Genomic DNA, 14690 nt, shown 5'->3' with positions numbered 1-14690 from the left:
GCGACTAGCGGGAGCGATTGCAAGAGTCGTCCTCTTCGGATAGGTTATAGTTAAGCGAGCAATCTGGCTTTGTCAGTTGCGAGCGCGGGGTTTGGGGCCACCTGCCCGCCGGATTGGCAGGCGGGTTTGAGGCCCGAAAATAAATAGACGCGAGTAGCATCAGCCGAGCCGAAAGGGCCCCAAGTAAAATGTCCAACGATCTCTTTTCCCAAAATGTGCAATCACTCGCCCCTTTGGCCGACCGGATGAGGCCACAGACGTTTGAGGAATTTGCGGGACAAAGCCACATCGTCGGTCCCGGAAAATTTTTGACGCAGGTCTTTGAATCCCCCATCCTCCCCTCCCTGATTTTCTGGGGTCCGCCCGGCTCGGGAAAAACCACTCTCGCCTTCCTGTTGGCGAAAAAAAAGGATTGCCGATTCGTCCCGCTGTCTGCCGTGACCTCCGGCATTAAAGAGGTCAAAGAGATGATTGCGGAGGCGGACAGTCAACTGAAGCTCTACGGAAAACGAACCATCCTTTTTGTGGACGAAATCCACCGCTTCAACAAGGCCCAGCAGGACGCCTTTTTGCCGTACATCGAAAAAGGGACGATTATTTTCATCGGCGCCACGACGGAGAATCCTTCATTTGAGGTCGTCTCCCCCCTTTTGTCCCGATGCAAGGTGCTGGTTCTTAAAACACTGACGACGGACGATTTGAAAAAAATTCTTCGTTTCGCGCTGATGGATGAAAAAAGGGGATTGGGAAAATTAAAAATCAAAACGGCCGCCGAGGCGGAAGAATATCTCTGCGAATCAAGCGATGGAGATGCGCGAAGGATGTTGAATACGCTGGAGACAGCGGTATCATTGTTGAAAAATCCCCCCTCCCCCCCCCTTTGAAAAAGGGGGGCCGGGGGGGATTTCATCGATCGACGATCCACCATCCACCCTCACCCTCCCCCACATCGAATCGGCCCTGCAAAAGAAAGCGCTCCTCTACGACAAATCGGGCGAGGAGCATTACAATCTGATCTCCGCCTTTATCAAGAGCATGCGTGGTTCGGACCCGGACGCGGCCGTATATTATCTGGCGCGGATGCTGGAGGCGGGGGAGGAACCGTTGTTTCTGGCCAGAAGAATGGTTATTTTTGCCAGCGAGGATGTCGGCAATGCCGACCCGCAGGCGGTCCAGGTGGCGATTAGTTGCATGCAGAGCTTTGACTTTGTCGGCATGCCGGAAGGTTGGATTCCACTCGCACAGTGCGCCACTTATCTGGCAGGCGCCCCGAAGAGCAATGCGTCCTATATGTCTTATCTGTCCGCCAAGTCCGATGTCGAACAATTCGGCCCACTACCGACCCCCATGCATCTGCGCAATGCCCCGACCAAACTGATGAAAAATCTGGGCTACGGCAAAGGGTACAAATACGCCCACGACGAAAAAGACCATATTGTGGACCAGGAGCATCTGCCGGAAAAACTGAAGGGGAAAAAATATTATCACCCGACAGACATCGGATATGAAAGAAACATCAGGGAATGGCTGGAGAAGGTGGAAAAGAAGAAAACACCTTGATCCGCTCCGCGCATTTATTGCATCGCCCGCAGGACTTAATCCCTCTCGGATTGAGGCATGAAAAAGTCAGATGAAAGGGCAACCCCCGGCCATAGTGGAGGACATCCTTCTTTTTCCACCCAACAAAGGGGCTTTTGATTTTAACGGCAAATCCCAGCGACTGGTGAAAGATCTTTTCCAATCCCCTGAAATACAACGGACGCGCATCAGAGAAGGGATTTCCTTTCAGTGAACCGACGGCAAAAGAACCGATCCCTTTTTCTGCGCAAAAGGCCGCCGCCTTGGAAAAAAGAAACAGATTCCGGCCGGGCAAGTAGACGGCCTTGTCGGACGAACGGACACCGGGCACTTTTCGGCTGTTCAGGCTCCAATGATTCTTAAGGACATCCCCCATCGGCGCCTCAAGAATCTTTAATTTACCAAGACCACCCTCCCCCCTTCCCCCCCGACTAATCTGTCTTAAAAATTTCTTCAGCCAATAAATCTCCGCCTTCTCCCAGCAATACCCCTGTTTCACGTAGACCGGGTGAACCCGCCGATATTTTTTGATCGCCCAATCCAGAAGAACCGCGCTGTCGGCCCCGCCGCTTGCCAGAATGGTAATTGAATTGTTTGATGGAACTCCGGCTTTCATTGGGTTATCCTCTATCCGTTATGAATCTTCAAAACAAGGTTGTTTTGATCACCGGCGGGGCTCGTCGGGTGGGGCGTTGTCTGGTGGAAAATTTCGCCCGGCGGGGGGCGCGAATCGCCTTTACCTACAAAACATCAAAAAAAGACGCCGATCTCATGGTCAAGCACTTATACAAAAACGAGGTCCCGGCAGTTGCCTATCCGGCGGAAATGGGAAAATTAAACGACGTGGCGAAAATTCTCAAGGATCTGAAAAAGCGATGGGGGGGCATCGATGTGCTCATCAACAACGCCGCTGACTTTTACCGGACACCCCTCGAAAAAATCACCGAAAAAGATTGGGATCACTTCATGACCGTCAACCTGAAGGGAAGTTTTCTTTTCGCCTGGCAGGCGGGATTGGAGATGAAAAAGAAAGGTTTTGGCAAGATCGTCAATATCGCCGATTGGGCCGGGGAAAGACCGTATAGAAATTATCTCCCCTACTGCGTGTCAAAATCAGGAATCATCGGCCTCACCAAGGCGCTGGCCAAGGAACTGGCCCCCGAGGTTTGTGTCAATGCCGTCTCCCCCGGCCCGGTCCTGCCGCTTACGGGGACCACCAACGCGGATCAAAAGAAACTGATCAGGAATCTCCCCTTAAAAAAAATCGGGTCGCCCCGGGATATTGCCGAGGCGACCCTTTTTTTGGTCGAGAAAACCGACTTTGCCACCGGAACCGTACTTGCCGTCGATGGGGGACGGTTGATTCAGTGACGCCTATAATTCGCCCCCTTCTTCCCCTATGTCTTCTCCCTTTTCCTGAAAACAGGAGTCGTGGTCTTCATTCCCGCCGGCGACCTCTTCCTCCATGGCCATGCAGGTGGTTGGAGGCGACGTGAAGGTGACCGGGGTGAAAGTGCCGGAGCAATCCCAGTTGTCGGCAAAGGCAATGGAAATGTCCTCCACACCGGGGAGGGTCAAGGCCGTCACCGGATCGACAAAGGCGTTGGTTTCGACAAGGGTGAAGGTTTTTTCTTCCGTTCCCGTATCATAGGCGATGCTGAAGGCCTCCGTCCCGCTTTCACTGAAGGTGCATCCTTCGGATTCAGCGACCACTTCGAAGCAAAAACAGCTGATATCGGGGCTGAACTGGCAACCCGGATCGTTTTCGAAATTCTCTCCGGGATCACAGTCCTCAAAGTCGGGGCAGGCAACCTGGCCCGCTCCAACGGAACCGGAAACCTCCGGCGGCAAGAATTCGGCAGGAATGCCGGGAAAGCTCCCCGTCGCCGAATATTTGGCGGCGCCGGCGGTTGCATCCCACTCGCCCCCAATCTGCCCGGTGAAGGAATCTCCCGCTCCGAAATTCCCCTGATGGACGCCGCTGACGGTGTTTGTCGCCGTGGTTCCATCGTAGGTAAAATCCATCCTCCCCAAGCCGAAATTTCCGTCGAATTCGGCGGTAATATCCGCGGAGCTTACGGTATCAACCGTCATCTCTGTGGCCCCCTCCTCCAATTCCACATTGAAATCGACGCTCATCTTTTCGTCAAATTCCCCCTGGGCAAAATGATTGACGACCGAGGCGTCCAGGGTGGTATCGGTAAGCGTTGTCCGGAGTTCCATACTCAATGCGCCGCCTTCACAGGCATCCATTCTAAACTCCTCGCCGAACTTCCCCACGCGCACTTTGATGGAAAAATCCTCCCCTTCAAACCCTTCGGGAACGGCAACGCTGAAATAGGCGAATTCGTCCGTCGGAATTTCCTCGCCGGCCGCGTCAAGCATATGGCTGACGTAACAGTTGATGAGGTCCACCTGCTTGGCGATACGCACCGCCTCGCCCCCCATCTGGTCGACCTGACATCCGGCGATTGAGTCATCTCCGACTTCACCGCCGATGGCCCGCTTCATGAGGGCGGAAATATTGCCTTCGCTTCCACTCTGCGCCGAGACATCGAGCTGTGAAATATCGTAAGAAAGGGCCGCGGGATCGGTGATATCGATCTCGGTCGATCCGCCGCCACTGCCTCCCCCGCTGTCGCTCCCGCCGCCGCCGCCCCCGCCCCCACCGCCACAGGCAGTGACAGCCAGACATAGCGAAAAAAAGACACTCACCAAAAATGGAACTCGAAAGTTCATAAGATTCCCCCTTTTTTAGACAGGACCCCGATTGGATTGGATCAAAGCCAAAGTAATGATATTTTGCCCCTAATAATTATCAAAGTCAACTTAAAATTTAATATATAAAATCAAATAGTTAATTAAAAAATAAGTTTTTTTAGGGTTATTTTTTACATGGAAATATTGAACGGGGAGATTTCAACGGTTCGCCGAATTTTTTGCTCCTTTGCACTTTTCTCTTGACTCCGCCCCGCCCGGAAGGGTACTAAACCTGTCAATTATGAAATTGAAAGTGATTTGCAATTTCATAAAATTTGCCCATCAACCACAACCAGCCAAAAAGGAGAACCGCATGAAACATGCTCTAAGTTTGATTGTCATGATTGGGACCATGGCGGCGGCATTATCCGCCTGGGCCGATGCCCGCCATTTTACCTACAGCTATGAAGCCGATTCCGTGCTTCCAAAGGGGAAATGGGAATTCGAACAGTGGCTGACCCTCCGAACGGTGAAAAATACCCAAAATTTTTACCGTTTCGACTTCCGCGAGGAAATCGAAACCGGCCTGACTGACCGGCTGACCACCGCTCTCTATCTCAACTTCCGGGATGTCCACGATGACGGCGCCGACGCCTTTGAATTCAAGGGAGTTTCGTCCGAGTGGAAGTACATGGTCTTGAGCCCCCATACAAAATGGCTTGGGCTCCTCCTTTACGGAGAGGCGAAGTATGAAGGTGAAGAAGTGGAGTGGGAGGAAAAAATCATTCTGGAGCACATCTTTGGGGAAAAATGGATCCTGGCCATGAATCTGATAGCGGAACATGTCTGGGAATTCGAGGACGATGAAGTGCTCACCGAGCTTGAATTGGAACAAACCCTCGGTCTGGCCTACAAACTAAGCCCCCACTGGTCTTTGGGCCTCGAGGCCCGCGTCCATAGCGAATGGGCGCATTATAATGAATACGAACATTCTGTCCTGTTTGTCGGTCCGAATATCCATTACGAGGGGACAAAGGCGTGGGTGACATTCACCCTCTTGCCGCAAATTCTCGATTTGAAAAACGGCGGCCGAAACCTGGATGAACACGAGGCCATCGAGGCGAGAGTGATTGCCGGCGTTCTTTTTTAATTTACAAGGGCATCGCACTTGGAGATATTGAAACGGCATGATGCGCATGTTCTTTCTTCTGCTCCTCATCCTTCTGCCGCAAGGCGCTTGGGGGCAGACCACGGTTTACCTGACAAAAGAAGAGGCGCTCAAATTCATCTTCCCCTCCTCCACCTTTGTCAACGAACGGAAAACTCTGATGGAGGAACAAAAAACCGCTGTCGAAAAAGAGCTCAAATCGAAATTGCGAAAAACCGAGTGGGAGTTTGCCGTGGCCAAAACCGGGGGCCGGATTGACGGTTATGCCTTGGTGGACAACGAAATCGGGAAAACCGAGCCGATCACCTTCTTGACGGCGATCACGCCAAAGGGGGAGGTGAAAGCGGTGGAAGTACTCGTCTACCGCGAATCGCACGGGAGCGCAGTACACGAAAGGCGGTTTGTCGATCAATTCAAAGGGAAAAACGCCGATCAGCCGTTTAAGGCGGGGCAGGATATTACAAACATCACCGGCGCAACCCTTTCGGTAAAAGGGGTGGCGCGGGGGGTCAAACGGGCATTGTTTCTCTGGAAGGTATTTTATGGAAAAAATTAAGGCGGCAGGGCCACCGGCCAATCCTTTTCCCCTCTGCCGTTGGCCGGGGCCGTTTAGGTGGCTTGCCACCTGTCTGATACTTACCCTGCTGACCGGATACGGCGTATCTCTCCTTCAGGTCTTCGACCGGAGCCATTTCGACATGATGAAGACCGTTGCCTATTACCGCGGAGACGAATCGGCCGGAGACGAAGCGATCATGCTCCCGCAGGACTACCGGACGATGCTTTCCGTCGCGCATGTGCATACCTTCAGCCAGCCTTTTCTGTTTGCCTTTCTGGGGCTGATTTTTGCCTTTTCGTCCGCCGGACGGCGGACCAAGATTTTTTTTATCGTTCTGTCATTTGCCGCCAGCCTCGTCAGCAACGCCACGCCATGGTGCCTGCGCTACGTTTCGGCAAAAATGGTCTGGCTTTTCCCCTTGTCCCAGTTCGCCATCCTGATTTCAATTGCCGTTATGGCCGCCGTCTCGCTTCGGGAATTGTGGTTTAAAAAAATATGAAGAGAATTCTCTTTGCCGCAGTCCTCTTTGCCCGCACGCAGGTGCTTATGGGGGATGTCCCGGTCAGCCTGACGATTAAAGCGCCGGAATCGAAAAAAATAGCCGCTTTTACCGCGATGGAAGAGGCATTTGACCGGGCCCGCGAGATTGAGGGGGAGGTGAGCGAATTCAGGCCCAACAGCCAAACCTCCCGCCTGAATCGAAATGCGGGAGGAGAATGGATGCCCATCGGGGAACACCTGACACGAATTCTTGAACTATCCTTCAGGATTTCAGATTTGACCAATGGAGCGTTCGACGTCACTTTTGCGTCACCGGATAAAGCAGTAACTTTTCGTGACATCGAGCTTCGCGGTGACAAATCCCCCCACCCCCCCTTTTTCAAAGGGGGGAACAAGAGCGTCACCCCCCTTTCTCAAAGGGGGGGTGGGGGGGATTTCTACGCCCGACTTTCGAAAAGAGGGACAAATATCTCGGTTTCCGGAATTGCGAAAGGCTACATCGTCGATCAAATGGCCGACTCGCTGAAAAAGGCGGGATTCAAAAAATTTTTGATTAATGCAGGCGGTGAAATTCTGGCTCGGGGGCGCTGGAAGGTTTCTATTCGGGATCCGGAAAATCCCGATGGAGAACCGGTCCTAAATCTGAAGATCAAAAACCGGGCCGTCTCCACCTCCGGCCTGTATGAGCGGGGACATCACATATTCGACGCCAACACAAAAAAGCCGGTTGAGCGGAGCGGCAGTGTTACCGTCATTGCCAAAAATTCCTCTCTGGCCGATGCGTGGGACACGGCCGCCTTTATCATGGGAAAGGAAAAAATCGAGGCGATCCGGAACAAAATTCCGGACATTGAATTTATTTTTATCGAAAATGGGCAAATCAATTAAATTTTTTCTTCTGCTGTTTCTTGTTCCTCTTGCCGCCGGCGCCGCCGCAGACAAGATCGCGCCCCAACGGGCCGTGGCCATTCTTGACTATATTGCCGGTGACTATCAAATGGCGGTGGCCCCCGAAGGGGAAAAAATCTTAAGCGACATGGAGTACCGGGAGATGGTCGATTTCATTGACCTTGTTGGTCACTATCTTGACAGCGCCGGTGTTGTTCCTGACAGCGCACTTCGTGCCGGCGAGAAAAACCTTAAGGAGGCCATCGCGGAAAAAAAACCGCCGGCAGACGTTCGGGAACTGGCGCTCGGTCTCAAAACAAAATTAATCGCTGAATTTTCCATCGTCACCGCTCCAAAGTCGCCTCCTGATCCGGCGCGGGGAAAGGAGATTTACCGAGAGCGTTGCGCCCAATGCCACGGGCTGACAGGAAAAGCTGATACCGAAACGGCAAAAATAATGGATCCCCCTCCCCCGGCGTTTGCCGACCCTGATGTGATCGGCGCGCTGACGCCGTTTAAGGTCTTCAACACAATCACCTTCGGCATTGATGGCACCGCCATGCCCTCCTTTGCCAACCTGTCGGAGGAGGACCGCTGGGCGGTGACAAGCTTCTTGTTCCAGCCTGGCGGAGAGGTGGACGAAGGCGGCAACAATAAAAAAGCGGCAGGTTCAATCGACAGGGCCATTTCACTCGTCCGCGAAAGCATGGAGTCAAGATCGCTCGATATCGCTGTTTCCGCATACCTCGACGGCTTTGAGCAGTCAGAAGCTGTCTTATCCGCCATGGGGGAAGGAAAACTGGTGACGGAAGTGGAAAATAATTTCATGGCCTTTCGAAACGCCCTCCGGGGCAAGGGAGATGTCGAATCGACGGGAAAAAATCTCCTGGATTCGCTGGAGAAGAGCCGGGAAGCGCTGTCGGCGGGCGGTTCTTTTTCGCCCGGTGTTGCCTTTGCGGCCTCATTTACCATCATCTTCCGCGAAGGGCTGGAGGCAATTCTTCTCATTGCCATCATCTTGTCTGTCGTCAGCGCCATGAAGGACCGACGCCTCAACCGGTGGGTTCATGGGAGCTGGACAGCCGCATTGATTGTCGGCTTTCTCACCTGGCTTATCGCCCGTGGCGTTATCTCCGGCGCGGCCCGTGAGGGAATGGAGGGGTGGGTGAGCCTCGTTGCCGCCATGGTGCTGATTTATGTGAGCTTCTGGATTTTCGCCAAACGGGATGTGCGGGTCTGGAAAAATTTCCTCATCGGCAAAATACGGCGGGCAAAAAACCTTGGTTTTTTGAGCGTCGGCATTGCCGCCTTTCTGGCGGTCTATCGTGAGGCGTTCGAGACGATTCTCTTCTTTGAGGCCCTTCGCCTTCAGGCGGCGGGGCAATCCTTCTCTCTGGGGTTTGGCGTCATCATCGGTTTTGCCGCTCTGGCAATTTCTTCCTGGCTGATTTTCAAAATCGGCAAAAAAATCCCGCTGAATCTTTTCTTTGGTGCAAGCGGCATTATGCTTTTGTTTCTCGCCGTGGTCTTTGCGGGGGAGGGAATTCACTCCTTGCAGGAGGGAAATTTCATCCCAAGCACCCCCATTCCATTTTTCACCCTTCCCGCTCTGGGAATTTTTCCCTCGCTGGAATCGGCGGGGGTTCAGGGGATTTTGGCCGGCATCTTTGTTGCAGGGCTCTTGTGGCAGGAATGGGTGAAGGCGCCGCGGGAGGAATCGAGGCTGGAAGACCGGATGCGGAAAACCTCGCTGGAACTTTTTTCTCTTCACGAACTTGAAGAGCACCTGAAGGGTCATCTGGACCATTTAAAGTCGGCAATGACAAAAGGGCGTATTTCGGACGACGAGGTCAAAGAAATGGTCGGCCATATGGAGGACCTGGATAAAGGGATCCACCACATTATTTTACAACTGAACCGTCTTCATGCCGATATCCCACGCAGGTTCGACGAATTCTACCAGGAGGTCCTTGGATTACAAGGGACGGAACCCCACCAAAAACTCCTCACCCGCGCCGAGGAATTCAAACGGCACCTCGAATCGCTGAAATCCGATTCCCCTGCCATCCCCCGCCCAGACCGCCTGAAATAACAGCAAGGTTGACACGGCCATTCGTTATCTGTTAGCCATTTGTCAACTGTATAAGGAACCGGGGGTGTCCGCTATGTAGTCGTGGCGGACTGAGAACAGACCCCAAGAACCTGATCCGGGTAATGCCGGCGTCCGCCACTAAAACTCGGCGGACTCGCCAAAAAAGGCGGGAGGGAAAATTCCTGTGATTCGCATCCAGCTCAACGGCCAGCCAAAAGCGCTCGACGATGCGCTCACCATCGAGCGTCTTGTCCAGCTTCTCCAGCTCAAAAGCCCGCACATCGCCGTTGCCCTCAACTACGATGTCGTCCCCCGACAGGAATTTCAAAAAGTCACCGTGAAAGACGGCGACAAGATCGAAATCATTCGCCCGGTTGTAGGAGGATAATGAATCCCATAGCCATTATCGGCGGCGGAGTCATCGGCTTGTCCATCGGGTGGCAATTGACCCGCCTGGGAGCCGTGGTTGCCCTTTTTGAAAAAGGGACAGCCGGTAGTGAGGCCAGTTCGGCCGCCGCCGGGATGATTACCCCCGCCTCTGAAGTCCGGTTTGGCGAGGAAGATCTGCTCAAATTATTTCTTGAAAGCCTAAACAGCTATCCGGTTTTTATTGAAGAACTGGAAAAACAGAGCGGCCTGTCAACCGACTTTAGAACGGATGGCTCGCTCATGGTGGCCCTCGACCACGACGATGAGGCCGAACTGAACCGCCTCCACGAGTATCAAAAGGAACTCGGCCTTTCGGTGGAAATGATTTCCCCCGCAGAGGTGACCGCTCTGGAGCCTCTCCTTTCCGGCCAATGCACGGCGGCCATTCGCGCCGATAGCGAATACTTTCTCGACAACCTTCGGCTGATTGAGTCGCTAAAAAAGGCTTTCTTGGCCTCCGGGGGGCAACTGCACGAAGGCACCAGGATCGAGAGACTGGAAATTGAACAGGGAAAAGTCCGGGCCATCAAGGCAAAGGGGGAACGCTTCCCCGTTTCCACTGTCTGCCTCGCAACCGGAATTCACCAGGACATCGAGGGCCTTGGCGATTATCTTTCGCTCCCCGTCCGGCCGGTGAAGGGGCAGGCGCTGGAACTGGTGAATAACCAGACGATTCCTTTGACGCGCGCGATTCGCACCATCCACCGCTACCCTGTTTATCTGGTCCCCCGCTCGGATGGACGGATTGTCGTCGGGGCAACCAATGAAGAGATGGGGCTGGATCATCGGGTAACCGGCGGCGCCCTGCTTGACCTGCTCTATGGCGCCTGGAAAATTCTGCCGGCAACCGCCGAAATGGAGGTACGTAAAACCTGGGTCGGTTTTCGCCCCACCGCCGAGGACCACTGTCCCATTCTGGGGCGAACCGGTATCGAAGGTCTCTTTGTGGCCATGGGGATGTACCGACATGGAATTCTTTTGACGCCGATTGTGGGGAAATTGATGGCTGAACTGATGGTACAGGAAAAAGAGTCGAAATTTTTCGATGTCTTCGGCACCCGGAGGTTTCAAAATTAATGCTGACCATTGCGGACAAAACATTCCATTCGCGCCTTTTCCTCGGCACCGCGGGATATCCGAATCTCACGGTTCTCAAACAGGCCATCGAGTCTTCGGGAACGGAAATGGTCACGGTCGCTGTCCGACGGATCAACCTGGCCCAAGACCCGGAACATGGTTTTTTTTCGGTGATAAAGGAAACAGGCTGTGGGTGGCTCCCGAACACGGCGGGATGCTACACCGCCAAAGAGGCGGTGCTGACGGCAAGGCTCGCCCACGAATCGATGGAGACAAACTGGATCAAACTGGAGGTCATCGGCGACAGCTATTCCCTTTTTCCCGACAACGAGGAACTGCTGAAGGCGGCGCGGGAACTGCTCGCCGACAAGTTTGTCGTCCTCCCCTACTGCAGTGACGATCCGATTATTTGTAAAAAACTGGCCGACTTGGGTTGCCCGGCGGTCATGCCGCTGGGGGCGCCGATTGGATCGGGGCAGGGAATCAGAAACCCGAATAATCTGGAGCTGATCCGCAAAAGCGTTACGGTGCCGGTCATTGTGGATGCCGGCGTTGGAACGGCCTCGCATGTCGCTATTGCCATGGAGATCGGCTGTGACGGCGTTCTCTTAAACACGGCGGTTGCCAAAGCGAAAGATCCGGTTAAAATGGCCTCCGCAATGAAACAGGCCCTTTCGGCGGGACGGCTGGCGTTTGAAGCGGGAAGAATCCCTGAAAAGAAATTCGCAACCCCATCGACTCCGGAGAGGGGAAAGATTGAATATGGAGGAATGAAATAATATGTCCACCCAAATGCAACAGGCCCGAAAAGGGATCATCACCAAAGAAATGAAATTCGTCGCCGACAAGGAAAACCTGTCGCCGGAACTGGTGCGGCGGGAAATCGCCCGCGGCCGGATGATCATCCCCGCCAATATCAATCATAAAAATCTTGAACCGATGGCGATTGGGTTGGGGGCGACATGCAAAATCAACGCCAATATCGGTAATTCCGCAGTCACCTCCAAGATCGACGAAGAACGGGCCAAACTCCACATGGCGGTTCATTTGGGGTCCGATACGGTGATGGACTTGTCCACCGGCGGCAATATTCCCGAAATCCGCAAAGCCATCATCGCTGAAAGCCCCGTCCCCATCGGCACCGTCCCCATTTACGAGGCGATCCAGCGGGTCCGGAAATTGGAAGATTTGACGGAGGACCTTCTGCTGAAAGTCATTGAAGAGCAGGCGGAACAGGGGGTCGACTACATGACCATCCATGCCGGCGTGTTGAGAGATTTTATTCCGCTGACAAAAAAACGGACCACCGGCATTGTCAGCAGGGGCGGCTCGCTGATGGCGCAATGGATGACCATCCACAACCAGGAGAATCCCCTTTACACTCACTATGACGAGATTTGTGAAATTTTCAAAAAATATGACGTGAGTTTCAGCCTTGGCGACGGGCTTCGCCCCGGTTGTCTGGCGGACGCCTCGGACAAAGCCCAGTTTGCGGAACTGGAAGTTCTCGGTGAGTTGACTCTGAAAGCCTGGAAGCACGACGTGCAGGTCATGGTGGAAGGCCCCGGCCATATTCCGTTTGATCAAGTCGCGATGAATGTCGAAAAACAGCAAAAGGTCTGCCATGGCGCGCCGTTTTACGTTCTGGGCCCGCTTGTCACCGACATCGCTCCCGGTTATGACCATATCACCTCCTGCATTGGGGCTACAGTAGCCGGACATGCCGGCGCCTCCCTCCTCTGCTATGTAACTCCCAAGGAACATCTCGGCCTTCCAAATGCCGAGGATGTCCGTCAGGGGGTGATCGCCTACAAAATTGCGGCGCACGCCTCGGATGTGGCCCGCCATCGCCCTTTTGCCCGTGAACGGGATGATGCCCTCTCCCGCGCCCGGTTTGCCTTCAACTGGAAAGACCAGTTTGCCCTCTCACTCGATCCCGAAACGGCGCAAAAAATGCACGATGAGGCGCTTCCCGCCGAAGGCTTCAAAGAGGCCCATTTCTGTTCGATGTGCGGCCCGACTTTTTGCAGTATGGAAATCACGCAGAAGATTCGCGAAGTGGAACACAAAAGGATCGAGGCAATGATATGATCTTCATCACCGGGTTTCCCGGCTTCATCGCCGGCCGCCTTGTCCGACGACTCATCGAAAAAGACTCAAACAGCCGCTTTGTCTGTCTTGTCGAACCGCGGATGCACTCTCTCGCCCGGAAAGTGGCGGGAGATATTGACTCCAAAAAAATTGAGATAATTGACGGCGACATTACCCAACCCGATCTTGGCCTCTCGGGGTCTCAACTCGATCGAATGGCCTCGATCATTGACAGTGCCTTCCATCTCGCCGCCATCTACGACCTAACCGTCCCTTCACCTCTCGCCTGGAAGGTCAATGTTGAAGGGACGCGTTACGTTCTCGATTTTCTCGAAAAGCTGAAAAACCTGAAACGTCACGGCTATTTTTCAACCTGTTACGTCGCCGGCCTGCGTGACGGGCAGGTGTATGAGGAGGAACTGGAGAAGGGGCAGAAGTTCAAGAATTTTTACGAATCGACCAAATATGAGGCGGAAGTTTTGGTGAGAAAACGGCTGGGAGAAATTCCCACCACCGTTTTTCGCCCCTCGGTGGTCGTGGGGGACTCGAGGACGGGAGAAATTCCGAAGTTTGACGGCCCCTATTTCGCCATCGGGCTGATCCGCCGTTTTCGGCGGTTAAAAATCCCGCTCGTTCACATCGGCCCCAGCGTAACGCCGATCAACATCGTCCCGGTCGATTTTGTGGTGAATTCTGCGGTGGAAATTTTCACCAACGAACAGGCGATCGGGGCCACCTGTGCGCTTGCCGACCCGAATCCCCCGACCTCCGGAGAGCTTTTCGAAACCTTTTGCCGTCTGTGGGACGAAAGCCGTCCCATCGGCCACCTGCCGACCGGCCTTGCGGCATTTTTGTGGAAATACTGCTTTTTTGACAAGGTGACCGGAGTACCGGGAGAATCGCTGGTTTATTTCAACCACGGCGTGACCTTTGACACGGCAAACACACAGAGGTTCATCGCGTCATCGGACGTGCACTGTCCCTCATTCAAGGAATACGCCCAAGTGATGATCAATTATTACCGCGAACACCATCCGTGACCTACCTCTTCTACAAAGTCCGCCGGGAGGATATTTGTCTGATCAAGGCGCTTCTCGAGACTTATGAGAACATGATGCTCGTCTCCACCGTCAACGAGGCGGAAGGGAAGATACAGGTCGCCATCGCCCCCGATTTTTTGGACGATTGCCGGGAAATTCTGGAGGATTTGGGGAAGGAATTTCTGATGATCCCTGTTGCTGATCCGCCAGATCTGTCGCAGGGGAAGTATTGAAGGTAATATTGACTTAGTTTATGATCTATTATATAGTCTAGTTATGGATCAACTTAATATAAACGAAATTAAGAAGCATTTTTCGGCAGTTATGAAGCGGGTTCAAAAAGGGGAAACAATCATTGTTTCCAATTATAACAAGCCGATCGCCGAGATTCGTCCCATTCAAAAATCGTCGAAGGAACCCCGCCCCATTGGGCTGTGCAAGGGGGAATTTGTGGTTTCGGATAATTTTAATGATCCTCTTCCCGAGGAAATTCTTGAGGAGTTCGAAGGCAAATATTCGACATGAATTTTCTCCTCGATACCTGCACCTTTCTCTGGCTCCTGCTCG

The 14690-nt window shown here is 53.4% G+C and carries 15 protein-coding genes and 1 pseudogene; 14 read left to right on the top strand and 2 right to left on the bottom strand.

The window, feature by feature from the left end; all coding sequences use genetic code 11:
* The first annotated feature begins 188 nt into the window (after window positions 1-188).
* Window positions 189-1560: pseudogene (locus HYU99_09150) on the top strand (replication-associated recombination protein A).
* Here HYU99_09150 and HYU99_09145 read toward each other — a convergent pair.
* Entirely contained in the window at window positions 1517-2194 is a 678-nt protein-coding gene (locus HYU99_09145) for a 7-cyano-7-deazaguanine synthase (GenBank protein MBI2340511.1), read from the bottom strand. The pseudogene HYU99_09150 and the gene HYU99_09145 sit on opposite strands and share 44 nt — an antisense overlap.
* 20 nt (window positions 2195-2214) lie before the next feature.
* On the opposite strand from HYU99_09145, the gene HYU99_09140 reads away from it, so the two are divergent.
* A complete protein-coding gene (locus HYU99_09140) occupies window positions 2215-2949 on the top strand; it encodes an SDR family oxidoreductase (GenBank protein MBI2340510.1) in 735 nt (244 codons plus the stop codon).
* Window positions 2950-2952: 3 nt separating this feature from the next.
* On the opposite strand, the gene HYU99_09135 is transcribed toward HYU99_09140, so the two are convergent.
* Window positions 2953-4317 carry a hypothetical protein gene (locus tag HYU99_09135; protein MBI2340509.1) on the bottom strand — a complete coding sequence of 455 codons (1365 nt, stop codon included), beginning with the start codon at window positions 4315-4317 and terminating at the stop codon, window positions 2953-2955.
* Window positions 4318-4651: 334 nt separating this feature from the next.
* Here HYU99_09135 and HYU99_09130 point away from each other — a divergent pair, with 334 nt between their 5' ends.
* The 12 genes from HYU99_09130 (at window position 4652) to HYU99_09075 (ending at window position 14648) form a co-directional block, all read left to right on the top strand.
* On the top strand, window positions 4652-5428 hold the full coding sequence (locus HYU99_09130) for a hypothetical protein (GenBank protein MBI2340508.1): 777 nt from the start codon (window positions 4652-4654) through the stop codon (window positions 5426-5428).
* A 37-nt stretch (window positions 5429-5465) separates the two neighbouring features.
* Window positions 5466-6002, top strand: a complete 537-nt coding sequence (locus tag HYU99_09125; GenBank protein ID MBI2340507.1) for an FMN-binding protein — start codon at window positions 5466-5468, stop codon at window positions 6000-6002.
* Entirely contained in the window at window positions 5989-6504 is a 516-nt protein-coding gene (locus HYU99_09120) for a hypothetical protein (GenBank protein MBI2340506.1), read from the top strand. The genes HYU99_09125 and HYU99_09120 overlap by 14 nt, the downstream gene beginning before the upstream one ends.
* Window positions 6501-7394: an FAD:protein FMN transferase gene (locus tag HYU99_09115; protein MBI2340505.1), complete on the top strand. Its 894-nt coding sequence runs from the start codon at window positions 6501-6503 to the stop codon at window positions 7392-7394. Before HYU99_09120 ends, HYU99_09115 begins: the two co-directional genes overlap by 4 nt.
* Window positions 7378-9486 carry a cytochrome c/FTR1 family iron permease gene (locus HYU99_09110; GenBank protein MBI2340504.1) on the top strand — a complete coding sequence of 703 codons (2109 nt, stop codon included), beginning with the start codon at window positions 7378-7380 and terminating at the stop codon, window positions 9484-9486. Before HYU99_09115 ends, HYU99_09110 begins: the two co-directional genes overlap by 17 nt.
* Before the next feature lie 184 nt (window positions 9487-9670).
* A complete protein-coding gene (gene thiS, locus HYU99_09105) occupies window positions 9671-9874 on the top strand; it encodes a sulfur carrier protein ThiS (protein MBI2340503.1) in 204 nt (67 codons plus the stop codon).
* Window positions 9874-10992 carry a glycine oxidase ThiO gene (gene thiO / locus HYU99_09100; GenBank protein ID MBI2340502.1) on the top strand — a complete coding sequence of 373 codons (1119 nt, stop codon included), beginning with the start codon at window positions 9874-9876 and terminating at the stop codon, window positions 10990-10992. Before thiS ends, thiO begins: the two co-directional genes overlap by 1 nt.
* Window positions 10992-11771 carry a thiazole synthase gene (locus HYU99_09095; protein ID MBI2340501.1) on the top strand — a complete coding sequence of 260 codons (780 nt, stop codon included), beginning with the start codon at window positions 10992-10994 and terminating at the stop codon, window positions 11769-11771. Before thiO ends, HYU99_09095 begins: the two co-directional genes overlap by 1 nt.
* A 1-nt stretch (window position 11772) precedes the next feature.
* The gene (gene thiC / locus HYU99_09090; protein ID MBI2340500.1) at window positions 11773-13083 is read left to right on the top strand and encodes a phosphomethylpyrimidine synthase ThiC; all 1311 of its coding nucleotides are present in this window, start codon (window positions 11773-11775) and stop codon (window positions 13081-13083) included.
* Entirely contained in the window at window positions 13080-14123 is a 1044-nt protein-coding gene (locus tag HYU99_09085) for an SDR family oxidoreductase (GenBank protein MBI2340499.1), read from the top strand. The genes thiC and HYU99_09085 overlap by 4 nt, the downstream gene beginning before the upstream one ends.
* Window positions 14120-14356, top strand: a complete 237-nt coding sequence (locus HYU99_09080) for a DUF4911 domain-containing protein (protein ID MBI2340498.1) — start codon at window positions 14120-14122, stop codon at window positions 14354-14356. Before HYU99_09085 ends, HYU99_09080 begins: the two co-directional genes overlap by 4 nt.
* A 43-nt stretch (window positions 14357-14399) precedes the next feature.
* Window positions 14400-14648, top strand: coding sequence for a type II toxin-antitoxin system Phd/YefM family antitoxin (locus HYU99_09075; protein ID MBI2340497.1), 249 nt, complete (start codon window positions 14400-14402; stop codon window positions 14646-14648).
* Window positions 14649-14690: the final 42 nt, after the last annotated feature.

This window comes from Deltaproteobacteria bacterium (assembly GCA_016183175.1).
Lineage (GTDB): Bacteria > UBA10199 > UBA10199 > UBA10199 > SBBF01 > JACPFC01.
This window is presented reverse-complemented; position numbering and strand designations above follow the sequence as displayed.

Coding starts and splice junctions, on each gene's coding strand:
- HYU99_09145 (MBI2340511.1), bottom strand. CDS start 2,194: ATGAAAGCCGGAGTTCCATCAAACAATTCAATTACCATTCTGGCAAGC.
- HYU99_09140 (MBI2340510.1), top strand. CDS start 2,215: ATGAATCTTCAAAACAAGGTTGTTTTGATCACCGGCGGGGCTCGTCGG.
- HYU99_09135 (MBI2340509.1), bottom strand. CDS start 4,317: ATGAACTTTCGAGTTCCATTTTTGGTGAGTGTCTTTTTTTCGCTATGT.
- HYU99_09130 (MBI2340508.1), top strand. CDS start 4,652: ATGAAACATGCTCTAAGTTTGATTGTCATGATTGGGACCATGGCGGCG.
- HYU99_09125 (MBI2340507.1), top strand. CDS start 5,466: ATGATGCGCATGTTCTTTCTTCTGCTCCTCATCCTTCTGCCGCAAGGC.
- HYU99_09120 (MBI2340506.1), top strand. CDS start 5,989: ATGGAAAAAATTAAGGCGGCAGGGCCACCGGCCAATCCTTTTCCCCTC.
- HYU99_09115 (MBI2340505.1), top strand. CDS start 6,501: ATGAAGAGAATTCTCTTTGCCGCAGTCCTCTTTGCCCGCACGCAGGTG.
- HYU99_09110 (MBI2340504.1), top strand. CDS start 7,378: ATGGGCAAATCAATTAAATTTTTTCTTCTGCTGTTTCTTGTTCCTCTT.
- thiO (MBI2340502.1), top strand. CDS start 9,874: ATGAATCCCATAGCCATTATCGGCGGCGGAGTCATCGGCTTGTCCATC.
- HYU99_09095 (MBI2340501.1), top strand. CDS start 10,992: ATGCTGACCATTGCGGACAAAACATTCCATTCGCGCCTTTTCCTCGGC.
- thiC (MBI2340500.1), top strand. CDS start 11,773: ATGTCCACCCAAATGCAACAGGCCCGAAAAGGGATCATCACCAAAGAA.
- HYU99_09085 (MBI2340499.1), top strand. CDS start 13,080: ATGATCTTCATCACCGGGTTTCCCGGCTTCATCGCCGGCCGCCTTGTC.
- HYU99_09075 (MBI2340497.1), top strand. CDS start 14,400: ATGGATCAACTTAATATAAACGAAATTAAGAAGCATTTTTCGGCAGTT.